The sequence below is a fragment of the Streptomyces sp. PCS3-D2 genome, from assembly GCF_000612545.2.
Lineage (GTDB): Bacteria > Actinomycetota > Actinomycetes > Streptomycetales > Streptomycetaceae > Streptomyces.
Map to the genome: position 1 here is coordinate 19,437 of NZ_CP097800.1, position 19,700 is coordinate 39,136.

Consider the following 19,700-nt stretch of genomic DNA (forward strand, 5'->3'; position numbering starts at 1 on the left):
CGGTGTGGGCGGGAGGGGAAGCGGGCGAGGTACGGCCCCCGTCGCAGCCATGAGGGCCAGGACCGCACCCCGCACCAGGCACCTACCCGACACCGCCCGGCCGACACCCGCCGGCGCGGGCGGTGCCTGAGCCCGCGCCGCACATACGGCGACTCCTCGCAGAGGTTGCCTCTGCGAGGAGTCGCACTCGACCACCGGCCGCTGGTCTGCTGGTCAGCCCTGGGTTCCGCCCTGGGTGTTGCCGTTACCGCCACCCTGGGTTCCGCCCTGGGTGTTGCCGTTACCGCCACCCTGGGTTCCACCCTGAGTGTTCCCGGTGCCACCACCCTGGGTTCCACCCTGCGTGTTCCCGGTGCCACCACCCTGCGTACCACCCTGCGTGTTCCCGGTGCCACCACCCTGCGTACCACCCTGAGTGTTCCCGGTGCCACCACCCTGCGTACCACCCTGAGTGTTCCCGGTGCCACCACCCTGCGTACCACCCTGAGTGTTCCCGGTGCCACCACCCTGCGTACCACCCTGAGTGTTCCCGGTGCCACCACCCTGCGTACCACCCTGAGTGTTGCCATTGCCGCCACCCTGGGTTCCACCCTGAGTGTTCCCGGTGCCGCCACCCTGGGTTCCACCCTGAGTGTTCCCGGTGCCACCACCCTGCGTACCGCCCTGAGTGTTGCCATTGCCGCCACCCTGGGTTCCACCCTGAGTGTTGCCATTACCGGCGCCCTGCGTACCACCCTGGGTGTTGCCATTACCGATCTGGGTGCCACCAATGGTGTTGTTCGAACCGCCGATGATCGTGTTGTTGACGATGTTCGTTACGTTGTTGGTCACCTGGTTCACCACGGAGGGCGCCAGCCCGAGCTTCTTCGCTTCCGAAGCCGCTGCCTTTCGACCGATGGCGGCTGCCTGCGCCTTGGAGGCTCCGCCTCGCGCTGCCTGCTGGGCTGCGGCTGTGCCTCGTGCTGTTGCCACTGCGATGTCGGCCTTCGTGGAGGCGGATCCGGTCGGGGTGCATCGGACCGTGCCTACGGAGACCGGACCGCTGCCGGTGATTTCGACCCGGATGTCGCCCTTCGGTCCGGTGGCGGCGCGGGCGATGGTCTTCCCGTTGCGCTTGACGTCGTAGGTCTGCTTGAGGGCGAAGCCCTTGCCGCGGATCTCGCCGTTCTTCAGGCTGCACACCGCCGCCGCCGGGGCTGCGGTCGAAAGTGCGGAAGCCTGGGAAGCGAATGTCACTCCCGCCGTTCCGGCGAGTATCGCGGTGACACAGGACAGACCGGCAATGTTGGCGACGCGCTTCTTCCTCGACATTTAAATCTCCTTTGAATGGTCGACCCGGATTCCGAGTTTTTCTGCGAGCCGGGGATTCGGCTTGCCAGGTGCCTCGGTTCCGTTTACTGGCCGATCGGTTTATCTGTCTCCAGATTGCCGTTTTCGGGCGCGGGGAGAAAGCGACGGAGATTCGGGGCTTGACAATCTCGTATGAGGGTGGGTGGTCGTGTGGCGCCTGGCGGTGGGGGCTGGTGGCCCATGGTGTGCCTGGGGGCAGCTGCGGGGTGGACCGGGCCGCGCTCGGCGGTGCTTCCTCGCCCGTCGGGCTGGGTTTCGGGGCCTGGTACGGGTTCAGCCGTTGCCCGCCCCGACGTGGGTCGGGGCGGGCAACGGCTGAAGGGGACGGCACCACCTCGCAGAGAGAGCCTCTGCGAGGTGGTGCGTCTTTCGGCTGGCTTGGTCAGCCCTGCGTACCGCCCTGGGTGTTCCCATTACCGCCACCCTGCGTACCGCCCTGGGTGTTCCCATTACCGCCACCCTGCGTACCGCCCTGGGTGTTCCCATTACCGCCACCCTGCGTACCGCCCTGGGTGTTCCCATTACCGCCACCCTGCGTACCGCCCTGGGTGTTCCCATTACCGCCACCCTGCGTACCGCCCTGGGTGTTCCCATTACCGCCACCCTGCGTACCGCCCTGGGTGTTCCCATTACCGCCACCCTGCGTACCGCCCTGGGTGTTCCCATTACCGCCACCCTGCGTACCGCCCTGGGTGTTCCCATTACCGCCACCCTGCGTACCGCCCTGGGTGTTCCCATTACCGCCACCCTGCGTACCGCCCTGGGTGTTCCCATTACCGCCACCCTGCGTACCGCCCTGGGTGTTCCCATTACCGCCACCCTGCGTACCGCCCTGGGTGTTCCCATTGCCGCCACCCTGCGTACCGCCCTGGGTGTTCCCATTGCCGCCACCCTGCGTACCGCCCTGGGTGTTCCCGTTACCGCCACCCTGCGTACCGCCCTGGGTGTTCCCGTTACCGCCACCCTGCGTACCGCCCTGGGTGTTCCCGTTACCGCCACCCTGCGTACCGCCCTGGGTGTTGCCGCCCTTGTTGCGCTTCTTCTTCTTGCCGTGGTGGTTGCCGTCGTGCTTCTTGTGGTCGTGCTTGCTGTGGCTGACGACGCTTTCCACCGATGTGGTGGGGGCCGCCATCGCGGAGGTCGAGGGGATGAGGATCCCGCCGGCGATGGCGGCGGCCGCCACGGCGGTCGCGAGGCGGAAACCTCGGCGCTTGCGGCGGGGCTGGGACGTCTCGAACTTACGGTTCATGGTTTTCTCCTGATCGGAATTGGGCCCTGAAAGGGCCCGTCATTTCGCGGCCTCCGCGATGTGGGGTTGCTTCCATCGCGTCCACGGCCTCTCCGGCTTTCCGACTTTCTGGCTTTCCGGTGGGGCCGCGTAACCAGTAAGCCCATTCACTGTGGCGGCGGTCATGTTCCGATAATTCGGGGCTTGACGTTTTCTCGCATGCGGGTTATTTGGAGAGCTTGGGGGATCCGGCCGACGGGTGTGGCCGTCCGGGGTGGCGCGAAAACGATCATCGGGGGCGTTGTCGGGGAGGGTGATCCCTATGCTGACGGGATGCTCGACATACCTCTTTCAGCGTTGGAAGTCGCGATGGTGCAGACGGGCACCCGCGCCGTGGACACCCTGCGGGACACCGCGGCTTTCGCTCAGGAGGTGGAGCGGCTGGGTTATCGCCGTCTGTGGTACGCGGAGCATCACCACTCCCCCGCGATCGGCGCGTTCCCGCCGGTCGTGCTGACGGCGCACGCGGCTGCCTCGACCTCGGTGATCCGTCTCGGTTCGGGCGGGGTGCTGGCCCCCAACCACGCGCCGATCATGCTGGCGGAACAGTTTGGGACGCTGGCCGCCTTGCATGAGGACCGTATCGATCTGGGTGTCGGGCGTGGTCCGGGCACGTTCGACGAGGGTGTCGCGCGGGCGCTTCGCCGTGGGGCGGGGCCGGCGTCGGACGCGGAGTACCGCGACGACGTGGCCGCGATCTTGTCGTTCCTGGTGGAGGAGGTCGCGCTCGGGCCGCTGCCGGAGCCGTGGCTGCTGGCTTCCAGTGTCGCGGGGGCCTCTCTCGCCGCGGCGCTCGGTCTGCCGGTGGCGATCGCGCATCACATTCGCCCGGACAACACCCTTACGGCCGTGGAGGGTTACCGGGCGGCGTTCACCCCGTCGCGCTGGTGCGAGCGGCCCCGGGTGCTGCTGTGTGTGGAGACGGTGTGTGCGCCGACGCAGGAGGAGGCGGTGTGGCGGGCGGGTCCGATGAACGTCGTCAAGGCCGGGCTGTTGAAGGGGCTGAGCGAGGTGCCGTTCCCCACGCCGGCGCAGGCGGCGGTCCATCCGTTCACCGAGCAGGAGCGGCAGGCGCTGGACGGTTTCCGTGCGCAGCAGGCGGTCGGGGCGCCGGGGGTGGTGGTGGAGCGGCTCGCGCACCTGGCGGGTGAGACCGGGGCGGACGAGTTGATGCTGACCACGCCTGTCTACGACCTGCGTGACCGGGTCGGTTCGTATGAGTTGGTCAGGAAGTACTGGGGGGCGACGGCGCCGTAGGGCGTGTCGGCGGGGCGGGGGTGGCGGGGTGTTTTCTCGTACGCCTGGACCGTTTCCGTAGGCGTGTGCGAAGGAGTGGCGGGGGTGGCTGTTACAGGGCCGTGCACCCGTTCGGCGTAGGGGTGTGGGTCGTGGCGGGTGCCGGGGCTTGGGCGGTGGGGGGGCTGCTGCGCAGGCGTGTCACGGCGGGTGGCGAGCTGTCGTGTTCGGGGCGTCAATCGGGGCTTGACGGTTGCCCGATACAAGGGAGGGTTACGGACATATCCGGATTGGGAAACGGGGGTCGGGCGGGCGGTGTCCGGGGGGCGCCGGGGGCCAGAGTGTGACTCCTCGGCCAGCGCCGGGATTTGTTTCAGGCCAGACCGGCAGCACCCGTATGCGTATTCGTGTCCGTGTGTGCTGGTGCCGGTCGGGGCCGTTCGTCGACGTCGAAGGGGTTCTTCCTCCATGTCCGCTTCCCCCGCCATCCGCCGTGTCCTCGCCGTTGTCCTGGCGGCCGGCACCCTTGCCGGAGCCGCCGCCGTGCCCGCCGCGGCGGACGACCACCGCCGCGACCACCACGGCCGTCACTCCGCCCTCGTCATCGGCGACGTCAGCCACGACAACCCGGTTCGGGGCGACCGTTCCAACCGCGCCCTGAACCGTGAATGGGTCGAGATCAGGAACACCGGCCGGAGCGGCGTCAACCTCCGCGGCTACACCCTCACCGACCAGCAGGGCAACCGCTACCGCTTCCCCGACTTCCGTCTGGAGGGCCGCTCCGCCGTCAAGGTCCACACCGGACGGGGCCGCGACAGCCGCCACGACCTCTACCAGGGCCGCACCCGCCAGATCTGGGACGACCGCGACACCGCCACTCTGCGCGACCACCGCGGCGGTGTCGTCGACACCGAGTCCTGGGGCCGTCGCGGGCACCAGCACCGCGGCTGATCCCGGTCGGCGGTCGCCCCGACGGGGACGGTGACCGCCGGCCGCCCGGGGGCGGGGTGTCACGGCCGGGCGGGCCGTGGCACCCCGCAGTCGTGCGCAGGTGGGTGGGTGCGGGTGCATTCGGGTGGCGGCGTGCCGTGTCGGGCTGGTGGCGGGGGGCCGGTTGGCGATGCTGGGCCGGGCGCGGCCCGGCGGGCGGCGCGTTCTCCCCCTGTCCCACGATGTGTAGGAGTACGGCATGACGGCGGACGCGGTCGGGCGTTTCCTGGCGGCTTTGGAGCCGCTGCGGCGGGAGGCCGTGGCGGGCAGGCCGCGCGAGGAGCAGGAGCGGCTGGCGGCCGCGTGGGAGGAGGAGCTGGGTTCGGACGACGAGCTCGACACCCTCGACGAGTTGTCGCCGCCGGCGGCGGAGGCCGAGGCGGCCCGCCGGGTGATGGACCGCGAGGCCTGACCCGGCCACCGGGGCGGGTCTCGCGGCGAGGTGCGGGCCGGTCCCGGGCGGGCGGGCCTGCTGCCGGACCCGCTCGTGGTGCGCGGCAGGGGCAGGGGGCGCCGGCGGTGTCTTGGAGGGGCTGTGTGGGCCGGACGGCGGGAGGAGTCCGCGGTGGGGGTGGTCTGCCCTCCGGGCCCGGCCGGTGTGCGTCGAGCGGGCCGGGCGGGGGCTGGTGTGTGTGGTGGGGGGGGTCAGCGGCGGTGGATGCGGTCGATGCCGTACCAGCGGGAGACACAGGCGGCGACCCAGTCCCGGCTGTAGGCGGTGGTGAAGAAGGGTTCGGCGAGGCTGGCGATGGGCAGCGGGCGGTAGCCGATGTCCGTGGCGCCTTGTGCCGCGGCGGTGCGGATGCGGGCGTTCTGGGCGTCCCAGGCGATGGAGCGGGCCACCGTGGTGGTGGTGAGTTGCTGGAGGGCGGGGACGAGGGAGGCCAGGGGGGCCAGGGTGAGGCAGAGCGCGGCGGTGACGGCGGCTGCCGGGGTGCCGGGGCTGGTGGGGTGGCGGCGGGCGGCCAGGCGGGGGCCGGCCCAGGCGCCGAGCAGGACTCCGTAGCCGCACAGGGCCAGTTCCATGGGTAGCAGGTAGCTCGTCCAGGTACGGGCGTACGTCCAGCCGGTGGGCCCGTATCCGCTGCGCAGGCCGACCGCGACGGCGAACGATCCCAGGATGACCACGGGCAGGGGGAGCAGGAGCAGGGCGGCCCGTGTCGCCCGCCCGGGCGGCGGCGGGATCAGGGGCGGGGATGAGGACGGGGATGAGGGCGGGGGTGAGGGGCGGGGTCGGGGGGTGCGGAGGGTGGCGGCGGCCAGGCCCAGGAGGAGGCCGGCGGCCGCGGCGGCGAGGTAGGCCCACTGGCCGGTGACGGTGTCCCACATGCGCAGCCAGTCCTCGTAGGTGGCCCGTAGTCCGCTCGCGGAGAGCAGTGGTTCTTTCTCCGGCTGTTGGGCGCGACGCCAGCGGGCGCCGGGGGAGGTGTAGAGGACGGTGAGGCCGCACAGGAGGCCGGTGCACCACAACAGGCACCAGGTGACGGGGCGCCAGGTGGTGGTCAGGCGTAGGCGGGGCAGGCACAGCAGGGCGGTCAGGGTGGCGGTCAGGCCGCTGACGAGGGCGAAGGGTTCGCTGAGGGTGCCGAGGGCGAAGCCGATGAGGAGGGCGCCGGTGAGGCCGGCGGTGCGGACGGCGCGGCGGGGGTGGTTGATGGTGGCCAGGGCCAGCAGGAGGGCCCACAGGCCGATGACGCCGGGCAGGGTGTGGGAGATGGTGGCGGGTGCCCACAGCAGGACCTGGTAGCTGCGGGTGCCCGCGTAGTAGAGGAGGGCCTGGAGGGTCAGGGCGCAGGCGGTCAGGAGCAGCAGGGGTGGGGTGCGGCCGAGGGCGTGCAGGAGGCGGCGGCCGAGGAGGACCAGGGCGGCGGTGAGCAGGACGGTGATGAGGGTGGGGAGGATTTTGGTGCCGGCCGGTCCGCCGCTGTAGAGGAGGCCGCTGAGGAAGGCGTTGGTGATGCGGCCGTTCTGGGTGGTGTAGAAGTCGGCGGTGATACCGAGGATGCCCAGGTCGCGGGTTTTCCAGGCGGCGCACCAGTCGTCGGAGGCGGGGCGGGTGTAGAGGCCGAGGAAGCATCCGACAGCGACGAGGGCTCCGGCGGCGGCGAGGAGGGTCGCGGCGGCGGGCAGGGCGACGCGTCGGAGCGGGTGGGGGTGGGAGTGGGTTCTTGGGCCGGTGCGGGAGGAGGGGGGCAGGTGTTCTTCCTCGTCCTCGGCCGCCACGGTGCTCATGGGCCTCCCCTTCGCAGTGGGGCCCCTCGGGAGGGGCGGCCGGTGCGCCCCGCCGGCTGTGGTGATCACACGGCCCGCGAACACCCATGATGTGCACGGTTTGCCGTGTGCGGCATCCGGGCGGGGCGGGTGGGGTGCGGGCTGCTCACCCGGGCGGCGGGGTTGTGGTGGCGGGGCGGGTGGTGGTCTTCGAGGATGGGCCGCAGGGGCGGGGTGGTGCGCCCGGTGTGCGGGGGCGTGGTGTGCGGGGCGTGGGTGTGCGGGGCGTGGGTGTGGCGGAGGGAGTGGCGGTGCCCGGTGTCCTTGGCTGCTGGGCGGTGGTCGCGGCGGCGCTCGCGGGTACGGCTTTCCCGGTGTGTGGTGCGGGGGGTCATGCGCCGCTGTCGCGGTTCACGGCTCCCACCGTGGGTGTGCTGTCCAATGTGGCTGCCGCCGAGGGGGTTTCGGCCGCGCGGGCCGCCGGTGCCCGGTATGTGGAGGGCAGTAATGTGCTGCGGCTGGCGTCGGGGCGGTGGTTGTATCTGCCGGAGGGGCGGTCGGCGTCGGTGGTGGTCGCGGCCGGGGACGGGCGGGCGTTGCGGCAGATCGGGCAGAGCCGGGCCTGGCTGGCCTCCGGGCGGATTCCGGGCAGGTCCGCGGCCGAGCGGGCGGCGGCCGGGCGGGCACTGTTGGCGATGCGGGCGCTGTTGCGGCCGAACGGGGCGATGGCGGCGGGGTGGAGTCCGGGCTGGATGTATGCGTGGCCCCGGGATTCGAGTTTCGCGTGTGCCGCGTTCGCACACACCGGGCATGACGCGGAGGCCTTCCGGATCCTGCGGCACAGTGCCGCCACCCAGCGTGCGGACGGCAGCTGGGAGGCGCGTACGAAGCTGGACGGTTCGGGTCCGCCGGACGGCCGGCGGTGGCAGCTCGATGCCAACGGCTGGGTGCCGTGGGCGGCGTGGCAGTGGTATCGGGCGGCGCCGGCGCAGGGGCGTCGGGAGCGGCTGATGGCCCTGTATCCGATGATCGTCAGGGCGGCCGACCGTGCGGCGGGTTCACTGGCGGCGGACGGGCTGCCCCCGGCGTCCGCGGACTACTGGGAGTTGATGACGGCCACGGCGAACATCGGTACGGCGGCTCCGTTGCTGGCCGGGCTGAACGCGTCAGCGGACCTGGCGCGGGAGGCGGGCCGGCCGCAGGATGCGGTGCGGTGGGCGCGGGCGGCGAGGCGACTGTCGGCGGGGATCGCGAAGCGGTTCCTGCCGCTGGGCTATCAGCGGACCGTCGACGGGCGGCACGGGCGTGACAGTGCGGTGGCGTTCATGGCGCCGCCGTTCAATACGGCGGCCGCGGGTGTGCCGGCGGCGCTGGATGCGACCTATCGGGCGCTGCTGCTGCCCAACGGGGGGCTGACCCCGGGTGATGACCCGGGGGCTCCGTGGGGGCCCGTGGCGTGGACGCCCAGTACGGCGTTCTTCGCGCTGGCGTGGGCCGCGGAGGGCCGGCCGGCGAAGGCGGGGCCGGTGCTGGAGTGGGTGCTGTCGAAACGGAACGCGCTGGGAGAGCTGCCGGAAAAGGTGGACAAGGAGGGCCGGCCGGCGTCGGTGGCACCACTGGCGTGGACGGCATCGATCGTGCTGCTGTCGCTGGTGGCGCTCGAAGCCGGCGGGATGGCGGCCCCTCCGCTGCAGCGGTAGGAGAGCAGACACGCAGGCCCCCCGGCAGTCGGGGGCGGTGTGGAGGTTCCCCGGGGCGGACGTCTGGCGGGGCGGGGGCGGACACGTCCCGGGGCGGGGCGGCAGCGCAGGCGCCTATGCGGCGGCCACCACCCGCTGCGCCTGCGGCTGCGGCTCGGGCTGGGGCTGGGACTGGGGCTGGGGCTGGGGCTGGGGGCTGGGGCTGGGGGCTGGGGGCTGGGACTGGGGGCTGGGACTGGGGGCTGAGAGATGGGGCCGAACGGTGCTTGTGCTTGTTCCGGGGCGGGGTGGCGGAGGTGCTTCCGGCGGGACGGCGTCTGCGCCCGCGTCCTGGGCCGCGCCTGCGGCTGCTTCTGTGTCTGGGCGGGGCGGTGGCGGCCGGGCGCGGGGCTCTGGCCCGGTGTACCGCGTACCGCTCTCGGCCGCGAGGCAGGCCAGTGGGGACGGCAAGGGGAGGCGAGGGGCTTCGGTGCAGGCGCGCCGGGCCGGGGGGGCGGCGAGGCGGTCGAGGCCGGGGGCGGGGCAGGTGAGGGGCGGGGGTGGTGCGGCCCTGGGCGGGGCGGCGGAGAGGTCGTTCAGGGGCCGGAGAGTCTCGGGTACTCCCGGGCCGGGACGGTGTCCTCAGGGCAGGCGGCGGTGCGGGCCGCGGCGGTGGCGGGGAGGGTGGTGAGGGCGGGGCGGCGCAGGGGCACCGTCGTGCGTGGGGCGCAGGCGGGTGGTGCGGGAAGCGGTCACGGCGGCCCCGGTCGCCGGTGGCCAAGGCCGGGCAAGCCGGGCAGGTGAGGCGGGCAGGGCAGGTGAGGCGGGCAGGGCAGGTGAGGCGGGCCGGGCAGGTGGGGGGCGAAGGCCGGCCGCCGCGATCTGACCCGAGGTGGTCGAGCGGGCCGCCTCGGACGGCAGCAATGGCGAGGACGGCCGGGGTGGCCCGGGGTGGTCATCGTCGCTCGCGCGGGGTGGTTATTCGTGGCGGACGGCCTGGGCGACGGCGGTGGGGGTGACGGCGCGGTGCCAGGGCACGGACGGTGCGGGTCCGCCGGGGACCGGAGTGGGAGTGGGGGTGGGGGTGGGGGTGGGGGTGGGGGTGGGGGTGGGGGTGGGCGGGGGCGTGGTGGTCAGGTGCAGGTCGGCGTCCAGGCCGAGGGCGGCGGCCAGACCGGTGCCGTCGGGTGCGGTCATGGCGGCCGGGGCGCCGGTGTAGAGCATCTGGGACTCGGGCCAGAGGGGCGCTTGGCCGGGGAGGGTGACGGCGGCGGTGCCGGTGGCGGCGCGGCCGGCGAGGAGGTGGCCGGCGGCGGCGACGGCGCCGTAGCCGCCTTCGGCGCCCGCTTCGGCGGGTGGGGAGAAGGAGGGGGCGGCACCGGTGGTGGTGGCCAGGGTGGTGGTGACGGTGCCGGTGGAGGGGCGGCGGAAGGTGAGGAGGATGCCGTCGTCGTGTGGTGTCGCGGACAGGACACCGGTGGTGGCGGGCAGGCCGGTGGGGAAGGGTCCGGCGAGCGGGGCGCCGGGGGCGGGTTGGGTCCAGGCCAGGACGGTGCGGTCGGTGGCCGCGTACACGTGGCGGCGTCCGGCGCTGTCGGTAGCGGTGACCGGGTCGCCTTGCAGACCGGTGCCGCCCAGGGACTGCCAGGGGCCGAAGGCGGTGTCGGGGGCGGGCTGGGTGCGGGTGTGCAGGGTGCGGCGGGAGTCGCGCATGTAGACGGTGATGCGGCCGGTGGCGTCCGCGGTGGCGGTCGGTGCGCCGGTGGCGATGATGTCGGCAGCGGCGGTGGTGTCGGGGGTGGCGAGGCTGTGCCAGGGGCCGAAGGCGGTGTCGGGGGTGTTTTGGAGGGCGTAGACGGCTTCGCGCCGGTAGTCCTGGGGGGTGCTGCCCAGGGTGGTGCGGGTGGCGAAGACGGCGATGCGGCCGTCGGGCAGGCGGGTGGTGGACACGCCGGGGTCGATGGTGGTGCCGGGTGCGGTGGCGGGCAGGAAGCGGGGGCCCTGCCAGTCGGCGTCGGGGGTGGGGCGGGTCCAGTAGGCCATCTGGCCGTCCAGGGCGGCGAAGGCGTAGAGCCGGCCGGGGGTGCCTTCGGTCATCCAGGTGGTGCTCTCGCCGCGGCTGTAGCGGATGGTCTGGTTCCATCCGGCGCCGGTGGGACGTGTCGCGGTCTTGCGGTCGCCGCAGCCGGCGGGGCTGCCGCACCAGTCCTGGTGGTCGCTCCAGGCGTAGGTCTTGAGGTAGCCGAGTTTCTCCTCGGCGGCCTTCGCGTCGAGGGTGGGGGGCAGGGAGCTGTTGGGGTAGCTCACATAGTTCTGGACGGAGAAGTGCGGCCGGCCGGTGGAGGCGGCGTAGCGTTCGGTGGCGGCCTGTACGAAGCGGGCCCCGTACATGTGGTCCTGGTGGTCGAGGAAGGCGCCGGCGGGCCGGGTGCGGCCGGGGGTGGGGTCCTGGGTGCGGATGGTGGTGGGCCGGTAGAGCGCGAAGACGTTCGCGATGGCCTGGACGGCCTGTTCCCTGGTGTAGGAGAAGGGGGTGGTGACGGGGGTGCCGGAGGCGAGTTGGGAGCCGAGGGCGGGGATCGTGCCGTCCCACAGGCCGCGCAGGCTGTCGGGGTTGTCACCGGAGATGCTGCGGGCTTCGCGCATCTGCATCCACACCAGGTTGACTTCGGGACGGTCCAGGAGGATGTCGATCTCGGCGCTGCCGCCGCCGGTGGTGGGTACCAGGGTGCGCTGCCAGGCGCTGGTGCGGCGGCCGGTGGCCATCTCGGCGTAGGCGGCGCGTATGCCGTTCTGGCGGGCTTCGGCGTAGGCGGCACGGTCAGCGGGGCGGGTGGGGTCCTGCAGGTGGGGGCTGTGGGCTTCGTTCCTGCCGTCGGACTCGCCGGCGGTCAGGTAGACGGTGGTGACCTTGACGCCGGTGGATATGGAGCGGCTGAGGTCGGGGTTCATGAAGAAGAGATCGTCGTCGGGGTGCGCGACGACCTGGAGGACCGTGCCCTGGGTCACACTGGGGCGCTGGAGGGTGTGGGGGGCCGCGGGCCGGGGAGTGCTGGTGTATCCGTAGGCCCAGGTGGTGATCCCGGCGGCGCCGGCGGTGAGCACGGCGAGCAGGGCCGCGGTGCGGGTGCGGCTGGCCAGGGACATCTGCGGGCGCCTTGGGGGTCGGTCCGGTGCGGGGGTGCGCCGAAGGGCGGAGGGGGTCGGGGCCCCGACGGCTCGAGCACTTCCGGAGACGACCGGGGCCGATTATGCCCGGCAGGTTTTCCACTGACACACCCTCATAAGGCATATGAAAACAAACCAGTTGAATGCGATATATAAGTTATATGTCCGCATTTGGGGGTGTTGGGTGGGGGGTGCGGCGAGGGGTGGCATGGCGTGCGTCACCGCCGGGGGTCGCTCCGGGCCGGCCGGTGTGCCGCTGCCGGGCGCGTGCGGGTTTCCGTGAGTTCCCGAGGGATTCTCAACAGTCGCCGCAGGCCCTGCGGGACTACAGCGCCGCGGAACGGGCGGGGGCAGGCCGTACGGGTTCCTTCACGGGTGCGCCGGCCGGCGGACGGCCGGAGAACGGGCAGGCACGCGGTCGCGCGGGGCGGCGGTGAGGTCGCTCACACCGGCCAGTACGGAGACCGCCGGCACGAGGGCAGCCGGCACGGGGGCAGCCGGTACGAGGGCAGCCGGTACGAGGGCAGCCGGTACGAGGGCCGCCGGTACGAGGGCAGCCGGCGGGCATCACAGCGCCGATCCCGAACCAGAACCAGAACCAGGGCCAGGACCAGAACCAGGGCCGGGACCAGGGCCAGGGCCGGGGCCGGGACCAGGGCCGGGCGGGGCGATCACCCCGGCGCCGCGTGGCGTGGCGCGTCCCGGCTCGGCGCGGCGCACGGACGGGATCTGATGGACGGGCAGGAGGCTGGTAAACGGGCGGGGGGGGTTGGTGGCCGGTGCCGCCGGACCGGCGCGCTGCCGTGCAGCTCCCGACCGGCATACCCGCCGGTGCGGCCGTGGGCGACGCCGGGGAGCGCCGCGAGCAGTCTCGGCGCACCGACGCCGCCCGCAGCAGATGCACCCCACCCCCCGCCCACCGCGGCAGCGCCCCGAGCGGTGTGGCGACGCACCGGCACAACGGAAACCCGATACGCAGGCAGGCCGACTCCGCCAGCGACCACCCTGACCCACCCGCCGAAACCAGCGGCCCCGACACCCGAGACAGTACGGAGGTTACTACCGAGCAGGGCACGTCCCGGCACCCCGTCCGGCCGGACAACACGCCGACGGGCCGACGCCGGAGACCCACGGACGGACGGGGGCCACGCCCGGGACCGGCAGAGCAGAACGGCCCGGAACCACCACACCCGGGCCCCTGCCACACCGGGCGGCACACCACAAAACCCCCGACACCACAAACGGCATACGGCCGAGCCAACACGAACACACAGCCGACAATCCCACCGACACCACGCACCACGGAACCCGGCGCCACTACGCCCAGGCTGGACGCAAGACGCCAAGGCCAGCACCGGCCCCACTCCCCCACCCCCCACCCCCCGGGCCGACAGCGGACGACACCACGCCTCAGGCCCAGCCGACGAATCGACCACGACAAGGGCACCTCACCAGCGCCGGCACCCCCGGCCCCGCGACCGCGGGCACGGCCGAAGCCAGGCCGAGGCGGAGGCGCAGCCGAAAACGAGGCAGGGGTGAGGCAGAAGACGCGGCGGGGGCGGGGCGGCCTGCCCGACCGCCGCGATGCGGTGCCGTACGCCGGCTTGGCCGGCCCCACCTGCGGGCAGGGACCGCCGGCCGGCAGGAGCACCCGACACACCCACCCGGGCCCGCCCGGGCCGGGTGCGCGGCGCGTGCCCGAACGGCGCCGGCGGGCCGGCGGGTTGGCGGGTTGGCGGGTTGGCGGGTTGGTCCTGCCAGCCGCACGAACACACGGGGAGTACGGGTGCGCGAAGCGTGCGGAGGCGCGGGGGGTGGTGCGGGGTGGGCGGTGGGGTTCTGTCGCCTGTGTGCCTCGTGTGCCGCCGCCGGTTCCTCCGCCGGGGTGCGCCTGCCCGTGTCCCTCCCACGGGCGGGCGGGTGTTACCTCAGGCCGATCTCCTCGCAGGTGGCCTTGAGGGCGTCGGTGCAGATCTCGTCGATGGTGTAGACACCGTCGAGGACCACGGTGGCGCGGATGTTGTCACGGGTCACCGATGTGCCGGGGATGAGGACGGCCGGGATGCGCTTGGCGGTCGGACTGCTGACCACCTGGTTGATGATCCCGTCGATCTTCTCTCCCCGGGCGAGGAGGACGGCGAGTTCAGCGGCGGCCTCGGCCTCGCGGGCGTAGGGCTTGTAGACAGTCATGTACTGCTCGCCCGCCACGATGCGCCGCACGCCTGCGAGTTCGGCGTCCTGACCGGTGACCGGGGGCAGCGGGGACACGCCGGCGGCCTTGAGGGCGGTGATGATACCGCCGGCCATGCCGTCGTTGGCGGAGTAGACACCGACGATCCTGTCCTTGCCGAGCGCGGAAAGCGCGGCCGCCATGTTGGTACCTGCGTTCTCCGGCTTCCACTCGACGGTGTCGTACTCCTTACCGACGTTGACCTTGCCGTCCAAGACGGAGCGGGCACCGGCCTTGAAGCTGGCAGCGTTGGGGTCGGTGACCGCGCCGTTCATCATGACGATCCTGCCGGTCCTGGCCCGATCACCCAGGGCCGCGAGCAGGGCCTTGCCCTGGACGCGGCCGACGTCCTCGTTATCGAAGGACGTATACGCGTCAATGGGGCCCTCGGCCAAGCGGTCGTAAGCGACCACGGCGATGCCGGCCTCCTTGGCCTTCACCACCGCGCCCGCGATCGCCTTGGAGTCCACCGCGTCGATGACCAGAACGTCGACCTTGTCCTTGATCATCTCGTCGGCCTGGGCACTCTGCCTGGCCGCATCCCCCGCCGCGTTGGCGTAGAAGACCCTGCCCTTGCCGAGGGTCAGCAGGGCAACCTTCTTCTCCATCAGCGGCTTGTCGAACTTCTCGTACCGCGCAGTCTCGTTCTCGGGCAGCAGCAGACCGATCCTGACCGCATCACTACTCCCGGCATCAGCGGCGCCATCCGTGGTACCGCAGGCGGTAAGCGTGACAGCAAACGCCGCGACAGCCAAAGCAACGGGGGCACGCCCCAAATACACGTTCACGAGGTGAGCCTCCCTAACAGGGCCGTGTCCTTACGGCCAAAGTGGACGCAGTCAACGCGCCCCCACACACCGCCGTCAAGAAGTGAACCCTTAACGAGATGACAACGCTGTCACCACACCGCCCCACCACACCCGATCAGCACACTCCCCCAACCGAAACCACCCAACCCCAACCATGACATCAACTCCTGAACGAAACCGAGCCAATCAACGGTCGACACCCGACACGAAAACCCCACAGACGACTCCAGCAAAACCCCCAACACCTCCCCAAACCCCCAACCGTTCCGACGGAGCAGGACGCGCGAGGATCCGTACCGTCAACGGTGGATCTTCGAACGGGAAGTGACACCTGATGACAGACGTGACGATCGCGGCTGAGGCCGTGGACGGAATGAAGCCCGCCGAGGCGCCGGACGCTCTGGACGACCCGCTGATCAGCCAGCTGGTGGACCGGGCCAAAACCGACGGGATCAGGCTGACCCGACAAGGTGGCCTGTCGCAGCAACTCACGAAGACGATCATCGAATCCGCTCGCGAGGGCGAGATCACCGATCACCTCGGGCACGAGAAGCACGAGAAGACCGGGGCGGGCAACACACGCAACGGCACTCGCTCGAAGACCGTGGCCACCGAGGCCGGTCCGGTCGAGACTGACGTCCCCAGGAACCGGGCGGGCAGCTTCGAGCCGCAGATCGTCAAGAAACGGCAGAGCCAGCTGACCGGCGTGGACGAGATGGCCCTCTCCCTGTCCACCCACGGCCTCACGCTCCGTGACGGGAGATGCCCGTCGAGTACGGGCCGAGGAGCCGGATCTACGGCCTGTTCCGCCGGTGGCAGCGGAGCGGCACCTGGCACCGGATCATGACCCGGCTGCAGTCCCTGGCCGACGCGAAGGGGGAGATCACGTGGGACCTGAGCGTCGACTCCACGGCCTGCCGCGCCCACCAGCATGCGGCCGGGGCCCGCAAGCGGGGTGACCTGCAGAAGGAACCGTCGGGCGGTGTGTTCACCGAGCTGGATGATCATGGACTGGGTCGCTCACGCGGCGGGTTCACCACCAAGCTGCGCCTGGCGGTTGAGCAGGGCCAGAAGCCCATGTCGATCGCGATCACGGCCGGGCAGCGCGGCGACTCGCCGCAGCTCGAACCCGTGCTGGAGCAGGTCCGCGTGCCCCACATCGGGCCGGGCCGGCCACGCGTCCGCCCCAATCGGGTGCGGGCCAGACAACGCGTACGCCTCCCGCAAGAACCGCGCCTGCCTGCGCCGCCACGGGAGCCGCTGCACCATCCCGGACAAGGCCGACCAGGCGCGCAACCGTCGAAGGCTCGGCTCCCGCGGAGGCCGGCCGCCACGCTTCGACCCGGTCGACTACCGCGAACGCCATGCGGTCGAGCGCGGCATCAACCGCCTCAAAAGGCACCGGGCGGTCGCGACCCGCCTCGACAAGCTCGCCGTCCGCTTCGAAGCCACCGTCCTTGTCGCCGCGATCGGAGAATGGCTGTGACGGACGGAGCCGTCGATGCTGCCTGCTCGCGTCGAGCGTACCCTCGCCGACGATCACAGCCAGCTGGCCCAGCCGAAAGCCAGGAGGTAAGCGCGCTTGACCGCGGTCCACCCGCGGCGACCGCCACCCACAGTTGCAGCAAGAGCGACGGTGAACCAGAACGCAACAGCTCCGCCAACGATCAGAACCCATGCGGTGCCGCCAAAGGCAGCGAACAAGACCACGATGAAGACCACTACGACGAGCCCGGCATGGGCACCGCCGATGCCGGTGCCGGGCTGGATGCGAGGCCCGGGCGGGCAGCCGGAGGCGTGCTGCCACCGGGCGGTACTGGACGCGATCCGCTATCTCGTGGACAACGGGATCAAGTGGCGGGCGACGCCGTCCGACTTCCCGCCGTGGGACCGGGTCTACGCGTTCTTCCGCCGCTGGCGCGACCACATGCTCGTCGGGGAGTTCCACGACCGGCTGCGCGACCGGGTCCGCCAGAAGGCGGGCCGGGACGCGGAGCCGACGGCCGGCGTGATCGACTCACCATCCGTCAAGGCCGACGCCGTCGTCGGCGCGGACAGCCGCGGCTTCGACGGCGGCAAGCTGATCAACGGCCGCAAGCGGCACGTCGTGGTCGACACCTCGGCCTACTGCTCGTCCTGGTCACCGCAGCGGACATCGGAGATCGCGCCGCCTCGAAGGCACTCCTCGCTGAGGTGGCCGGCACCCACCACCAGCTGGAACTCGTCTGGGCCGACGGCTGCTACACCGGCAGCCTCGTCGAGCACTACCTAGCCGCGTTCGCCCTGGTCCTGGCGATCGTCAAACGCAGCGACGACACGCGCGGCTTCGTGGTGCTGCCCAAGCGGTGAATCGTCGAGCGGCTCTTCGCCCACCTGATGCGAAGCCGCCGCCTGGTGCGCGACTTCGAACGATCCACGACCAGCGCCGAGGCAATGATCATGTGGTCGATGAGCATGATCACGACCCGTCGCCTTACCCGCTCACGTTCCGCGCGAGGGTGAACCGGCCAGGCTGCCGCTCGGCCAGCCCCCCGCCACCAGACATTTCGCCTTCAACCGCAGCGCCTCCATCTTTGACGGCACCGCGTCCAGGCCGAACAAGACGGCCATCTCCTGGCACAGCGGCCCTTGATGAAGGCGATGCCGGTCCGCGAGGGCCTACAGGATGCGCTGGTAGTCCATCGACAGCACGGACCCGTCCAGCCCCTCGCACCACACCGGCACCTGCGCCTTCGGCATCGCTGCCATCGACGCCGACGGTGCCTCCGCCGCCTGCCCCTGCGCCGGCCTCGCCGGTTCGGTCCGTGCGTGATCTGCGGTTTCGTCCACCGGACCCAGCACCTCGCCGACCGGCGAGCGGGCGATCACCCACTCCTTCCATTCCCGCTCGGCCACGGCCAGCTCGGCCTGGACGCGGTCGGCCTCCTCCCGCAGCTCGTCCACATGGCGGCGAGCACCCAGCTCACGCTGCTCGAGCAACCCCACGACCGAAGACATCCGGCCTCCCCAGGAACGACGACACGACAAGCCACCCCTCCCACGAGAGCACCGAACCTATGCCTGACCAGCGAAAACACCGGTCTCAGGTTCGGTACGACAACACCTACTGACGTCGGCACCGTTGTCTCCTCGGCCGCCGATCTGCCTTGGTCCGGGGTGCTGATGCTGCTACCGATTGGCGGGACTGGCTGCGTCGGCTGGCTGCTCGGACTGCGGCCGGCCGGCGACGGCGCGGCGGCGAGCACCTGACGGTCACAGCACCGCGCACGCACAGTGCGCGGTGCCGGCTGAGGTTGCGGAGAACCGGAACGGATCATGCACCGCTGCACCAGGCCCTGCTCAGCACTGTCTGAGTCCCGCGGCGGTCGGGGCTTCTTGCAACGCGGTGCCTGTGACCCAGCCGAGGCCCCCTGACTTCAGCCGGAGTTGCACCCATATGCCGCCCGTGGAGCCGTGACCGTCGGTGGTTTCACCGTAGCGGTAGCACGCTGCCGGGTACCGGCCTCCCACTGCCACGGAGCTCACCTTGGGGCTGGTGGACGAGGGGGACTTGCGGACCGCTGCATTCGCGAGCGCGGTCACGAGGGTTGTACCCGGGCCATTGGTCGGCGAGGAGGACAGAGGAGGTGGGGAGGACGATACCGTCCCGGACGGGCTCGGGCCCGGTGCCAGGGTGAGCGTCACGGTGGTGCCCGGGGCAACTTGCTCGTCCGCGGCCGGGTCCTGGCCGAGGACCGTACCGGGGGCGGCATTGCCGGACGCTCCGTCGTTCGTCTGTACCCGCAGCCCCTGGTCCTCGAGGATCTGCGTCGCCTCCTGGGCCGACCTGCCCTTCACTGCGGGAACGCGAATTTCAGGCATCCGGGTGCTGGGGTCCTTCCCATCGCTGGGGTCCTCCGGCAGTGCTTCGTCCTGCGCACCGTCCGTCCCGACACGCCGTTTGAGGCCCGCGTCCTTCTCCTCGATGTCGACCAGTTCGTACGTCGTGACCGGCTGCTTCTCCGCCACGGGTTCGACCTTGACGACCTTCCTGGGATCGTACGCCTTCCACTTCTTTCCGTTGCCCCTACCGTTTCCGTCGAACGTCACGTCGGCGCTGTCGACGTCGTGCTCGAAGGTACGGAGCGGGTTGCCGCAGCTGCACTGCACGACCGGCTTGCCGTAGGTGTCGACCAGGACGGCGATGCCCGCCTCCAGCAGGGCGTCGAAGCCGACCGCCTCGCCCTCCTCGTAGTCGTGGTTCTTCACGAGGGTGTCGTTGCGCAGCACCACAGGCGTGAGCTTCTCCACGAATGCTTCGATCCGGTCAACGTCAATGTCCAGCGTCTTGGCCCACTGGACTGCTTTCTGGCGGTTCCCCGGATTCTTCAGGAAGCGGACGAGTTTGTTCTTGTCGCAGCTCTTGCTGTTCCGCGATCCTCCGTACAGGCCGGGCTGGTTGCCCTTCTTCGCTCCGCCCTCAAGGGCTAGGGTCTTGCCGACCGGGGCATCTGTCCCCAGGTTGAGGGCCGCCTCGAAGAACGGCGCGGCGGTCGGAACGCCCCGGGCCACCGCCCGTACGGCGACCTTGACTCCCTGGGATGCGATCTTGGCACAGCCCGTGGTGATGACTGCGAGGCCGACGAGGATCGCCGCGAGGGCGACAGCCCTGCGCCTGATCACCTGTGGATGTTTCATGTCAATTCCTCCTCAATGGATGTCGGTCCGTATGGCAGTCGGGGTTGCCGGCAGCCGGCACG

Annotated in this window: 12 protein-coding genes and 3 pseudogenes; 7 read left to right on the forward strand and 8 right to left on the reverse strand. The window is 71.5% G+C overall.

Annotation, left to right across the window (positions count from 1 at the left end):
• Nucleotides 1–213 precede the first annotated feature (213 nt).
• Together AW27_RS00095 and AW27_RS00100 are read right to left on the reverse strand one after the other, a co-directional pair.
• Entirely contained in the window at nucleotides 214–1,311 is a 1,098-nt protein-coding gene (locus tag AW27_RS00095; protein ID WP_304949812.1) for a hypothetical protein, read from the reverse strand.
• A 421-nt stretch (nucleotides 1,312–1,732) separates the two neighbouring features.
• A complete protein-coding gene (locus AW27_RS00100; protein WP_304949813.1) occupies nucleotides 1,733–2,599 on the reverse strand; it encodes a hypothetical protein in 867 nt (288 codons plus the stop codon).
• A 312-nt stretch (nucleotides 2,600–2,911) separates the two neighbouring features.
• On the opposite strand from AW27_RS00100, the gene AW27_RS00105 reads away from it, so the two are divergent.
• The 3 genes from AW27_RS00105 to AW27_RS00115 all read left to right on the forward strand — a co-directional run bounded on the left by AW27_RS00105 (nucleotide 2,912) and on the right by AW27_RS00115 (nucleotide 5,276).
• Nucleotides 2,912–3,895, forward strand: a complete 984-nt coding sequence (locus tag AW27_RS00105; protein WP_037930513.1) for an MsnO8 family LLM class oxidoreductase — start codon at nucleotides 2,912–2,914, stop codon at nucleotides 3,893–3,895.
• Between the two features lie 447 nt (nucleotides 3,896–4,342).
• Entirely contained in the window at nucleotides 4,343–4,825 is a 483-nt protein-coding gene (locus AW27_RS00110; protein ID WP_037930434.1) for a lamin tail domain-containing protein, read from the forward strand.
• 238 nt (nucleotides 4,826–5,063) lie between these two features.
• Entirely contained in the window at nucleotides 5,064–5,276 is a 213-nt protein-coding gene (locus AW27_RS00115; protein WP_037930439.1) for a hypothetical protein, read from the forward strand.
• 233 nt (nucleotides 5,277–5,509) lie between these two features.
• Here the strand turns inward: AW27_RS00115 and AW27_RS00120 are convergent, their stop codons facing one another.
• Entirely contained in the window at nucleotides 5,510–7,096 is a 1,587-nt protein-coding gene (locus tag AW27_RS00120; RefSeq protein WP_052031376.1) for a DUF6056 family protein, read from the reverse strand.
• 317 nt (nucleotides 7,097–7,413) lie between these two features.
• On the opposite strand from AW27_RS00120, the gene AW27_RS00125 reads away from it, so the two are divergent.
• Complete coding sequence (locus tag AW27_RS00125) at nucleotides 7,414–8,775, forward strand: glycoside hydrolase family 15 protein (RefSeq protein WP_304949814.1); 1,362 nt, start codon at nucleotides 7,414–7,416, stop codon at nucleotides 8,773–8,775.
• A 957-nt stretch (nucleotides 8,776–9,732) separates the two neighbouring features.
• Here AW27_RS00125 and AW27_RS00130 read toward each other — a convergent pair.
• Both AW27_RS00130 and AW27_RS00135 read right to left on the reverse strand, forming a co-directional pair.
• Nucleotides 9,733–11,901, reverse strand: a complete 2,169-nt coding sequence (locus AW27_RS00130; protein WP_063890664.1) for a PIG-L family deacetylase — start codon at nucleotides 11,899–11,901, stop codon at nucleotides 9,733–9,735.
• A gap of 1,944 nt (nucleotides 11,902–13,845) precedes the next feature.
• Nucleotides 13,846–14,940 (reverse strand): sugar ABC transporter substrate-binding protein, encoded by a 1,095-nt coding sequence (locus tag AW27_RS00135; RefSeq protein ID WP_037930441.1) that lies wholly within the window; start codon nucleotides 14,938–14,940, stop codon nucleotides 13,846–13,848.
• A 355-nt stretch (nucleotides 14,941–15,295) separates the two neighbouring features.
• On the opposite strand from AW27_RS00135, the pseudogene AW27_RS00140 reads away from it, so the two are divergent.
• The 3 genes and pseudogenes from AW27_RS00140 to AW27_RS00150 form a co-directional block, all read left to right on the forward strand.
• A pseudogene (locus tag AW27_RS00140) lies at nucleotides 15,296–15,709 on the forward strand (transposase); the annotation flags it as partial.
• 8 nt (nucleotides 15,710–15,717) lie between these two features.
• Nucleotides 15,718–16,447: pseudogene (locus AW27_RS00145) on the forward strand (IS5 family transposase); the annotation flags it as partial.
• A gap of 225 nt (nucleotides 16,448–16,672) precedes the next feature.
• Nucleotides 16,673–17,233, forward strand: coding sequence for a transposase (locus AW27_RS00150; protein ID WP_304949815.1), 561 nt, complete (start codon nucleotides 16,673–16,675; stop codon nucleotides 17,231–17,233).
• Here the strand turns inward: AW27_RS00150 and AW27_RS00155 are convergent.
• The 3 genes and pseudogenes from AW27_RS00155 to AW27_RS00165 form a co-directional block, all read right to left on the reverse strand.
• Nucleotides 17,226–17,423, reverse strand: a complete 198-nt coding sequence (locus AW27_RS00155; protein WP_304949816.1) for a hypothetical protein — start codon at nucleotides 17,421–17,423, stop codon at nucleotides 17,226–17,228. The two genes, AW27_RS00150 and AW27_RS00155, sit on opposite strands and share 8 nt — an antisense overlap.
• Nucleotides 17,424–17,434: 11 nt before the next feature.
• A pseudogene (locus tag AW27_RS00160) lies at nucleotides 17,435–17,958 on the reverse strand (hypothetical protein).
• A 342-nt stretch (nucleotides 17,959–18,300) separates the two neighbouring features.
• On the reverse strand, nucleotides 18,301–19,638 hold the full coding sequence (locus AW27_RS00165) for a DUF6777 domain-containing protein (protein ID WP_078557196.1): 1,338 nt from the start codon (nucleotides 19,636–19,638) through the stop codon (nucleotides 18,301–18,303).
• Between the last annotated feature and the right edge of the window lie 62 nt (nucleotides 19,639–19,700).

Coding starts and splice junctions, on each gene's coding strand:
- AW27_RS00110 (WP_037930434.1), top strand. CDS start 4,343: ATGTCCGCTTCCCCCGCCATCCGCCGTGTCCTCGCCGTTGTCCTGGCG.
- AW27_RS00105 (WP_037930513.1), top strand. CDS start 2,912: ATGCTCGACATACCTCTTTCAGCGTTGGAAGTCGCGATGGTGCAGACG.
- AW27_RS00150 (WP_304949815.1), top strand. CDS start 16,673: ATGAAGACCACTACGACGAGCCCGGCATGGGCACCGCCGATGCCGGTG.
- AW27_RS00095 (WP_304949812.1), bottom strand. CDS start 1,311: ATGTCGAGGAAGAAGCGCGTCGCCAACATTGCCGGTCTGTCCTGTGTC.
- AW27_RS00115 (WP_037930439.1), top strand. CDS start 5,064: ATGACGGCGGACGCGGTCGGGCGTTTCCTGGCGGCTTTGGAGCCGCTG.
- AW27_RS00100 (WP_304949813.1), bottom strand. CDS start 2,599: ATGAACCGTAAGTTCGAGACGTCCCAGCCCCGCCGCAAGCGCCGAGGT.
- AW27_RS00120 (WP_052031376.1), bottom strand. CDS start 7,096: ATGAGCACCGTGGCGGCCGAGGACGAGGAAGAACACCTGCCCCCCTCC.
- AW27_RS00130 (WP_063890664.1), bottom strand. CDS start 11,901: ATGTCCCTGGCCAGCCGCACCCGCACCGCGGCCCTGCTCGCCGTGCTC.
- AW27_RS00165 (WP_078557196.1), bottom strand. CDS start 19,638: ATGAAACATCCACAGGTGATCAGGCGCAGGGCTGTCGCCCTCGCGGCG.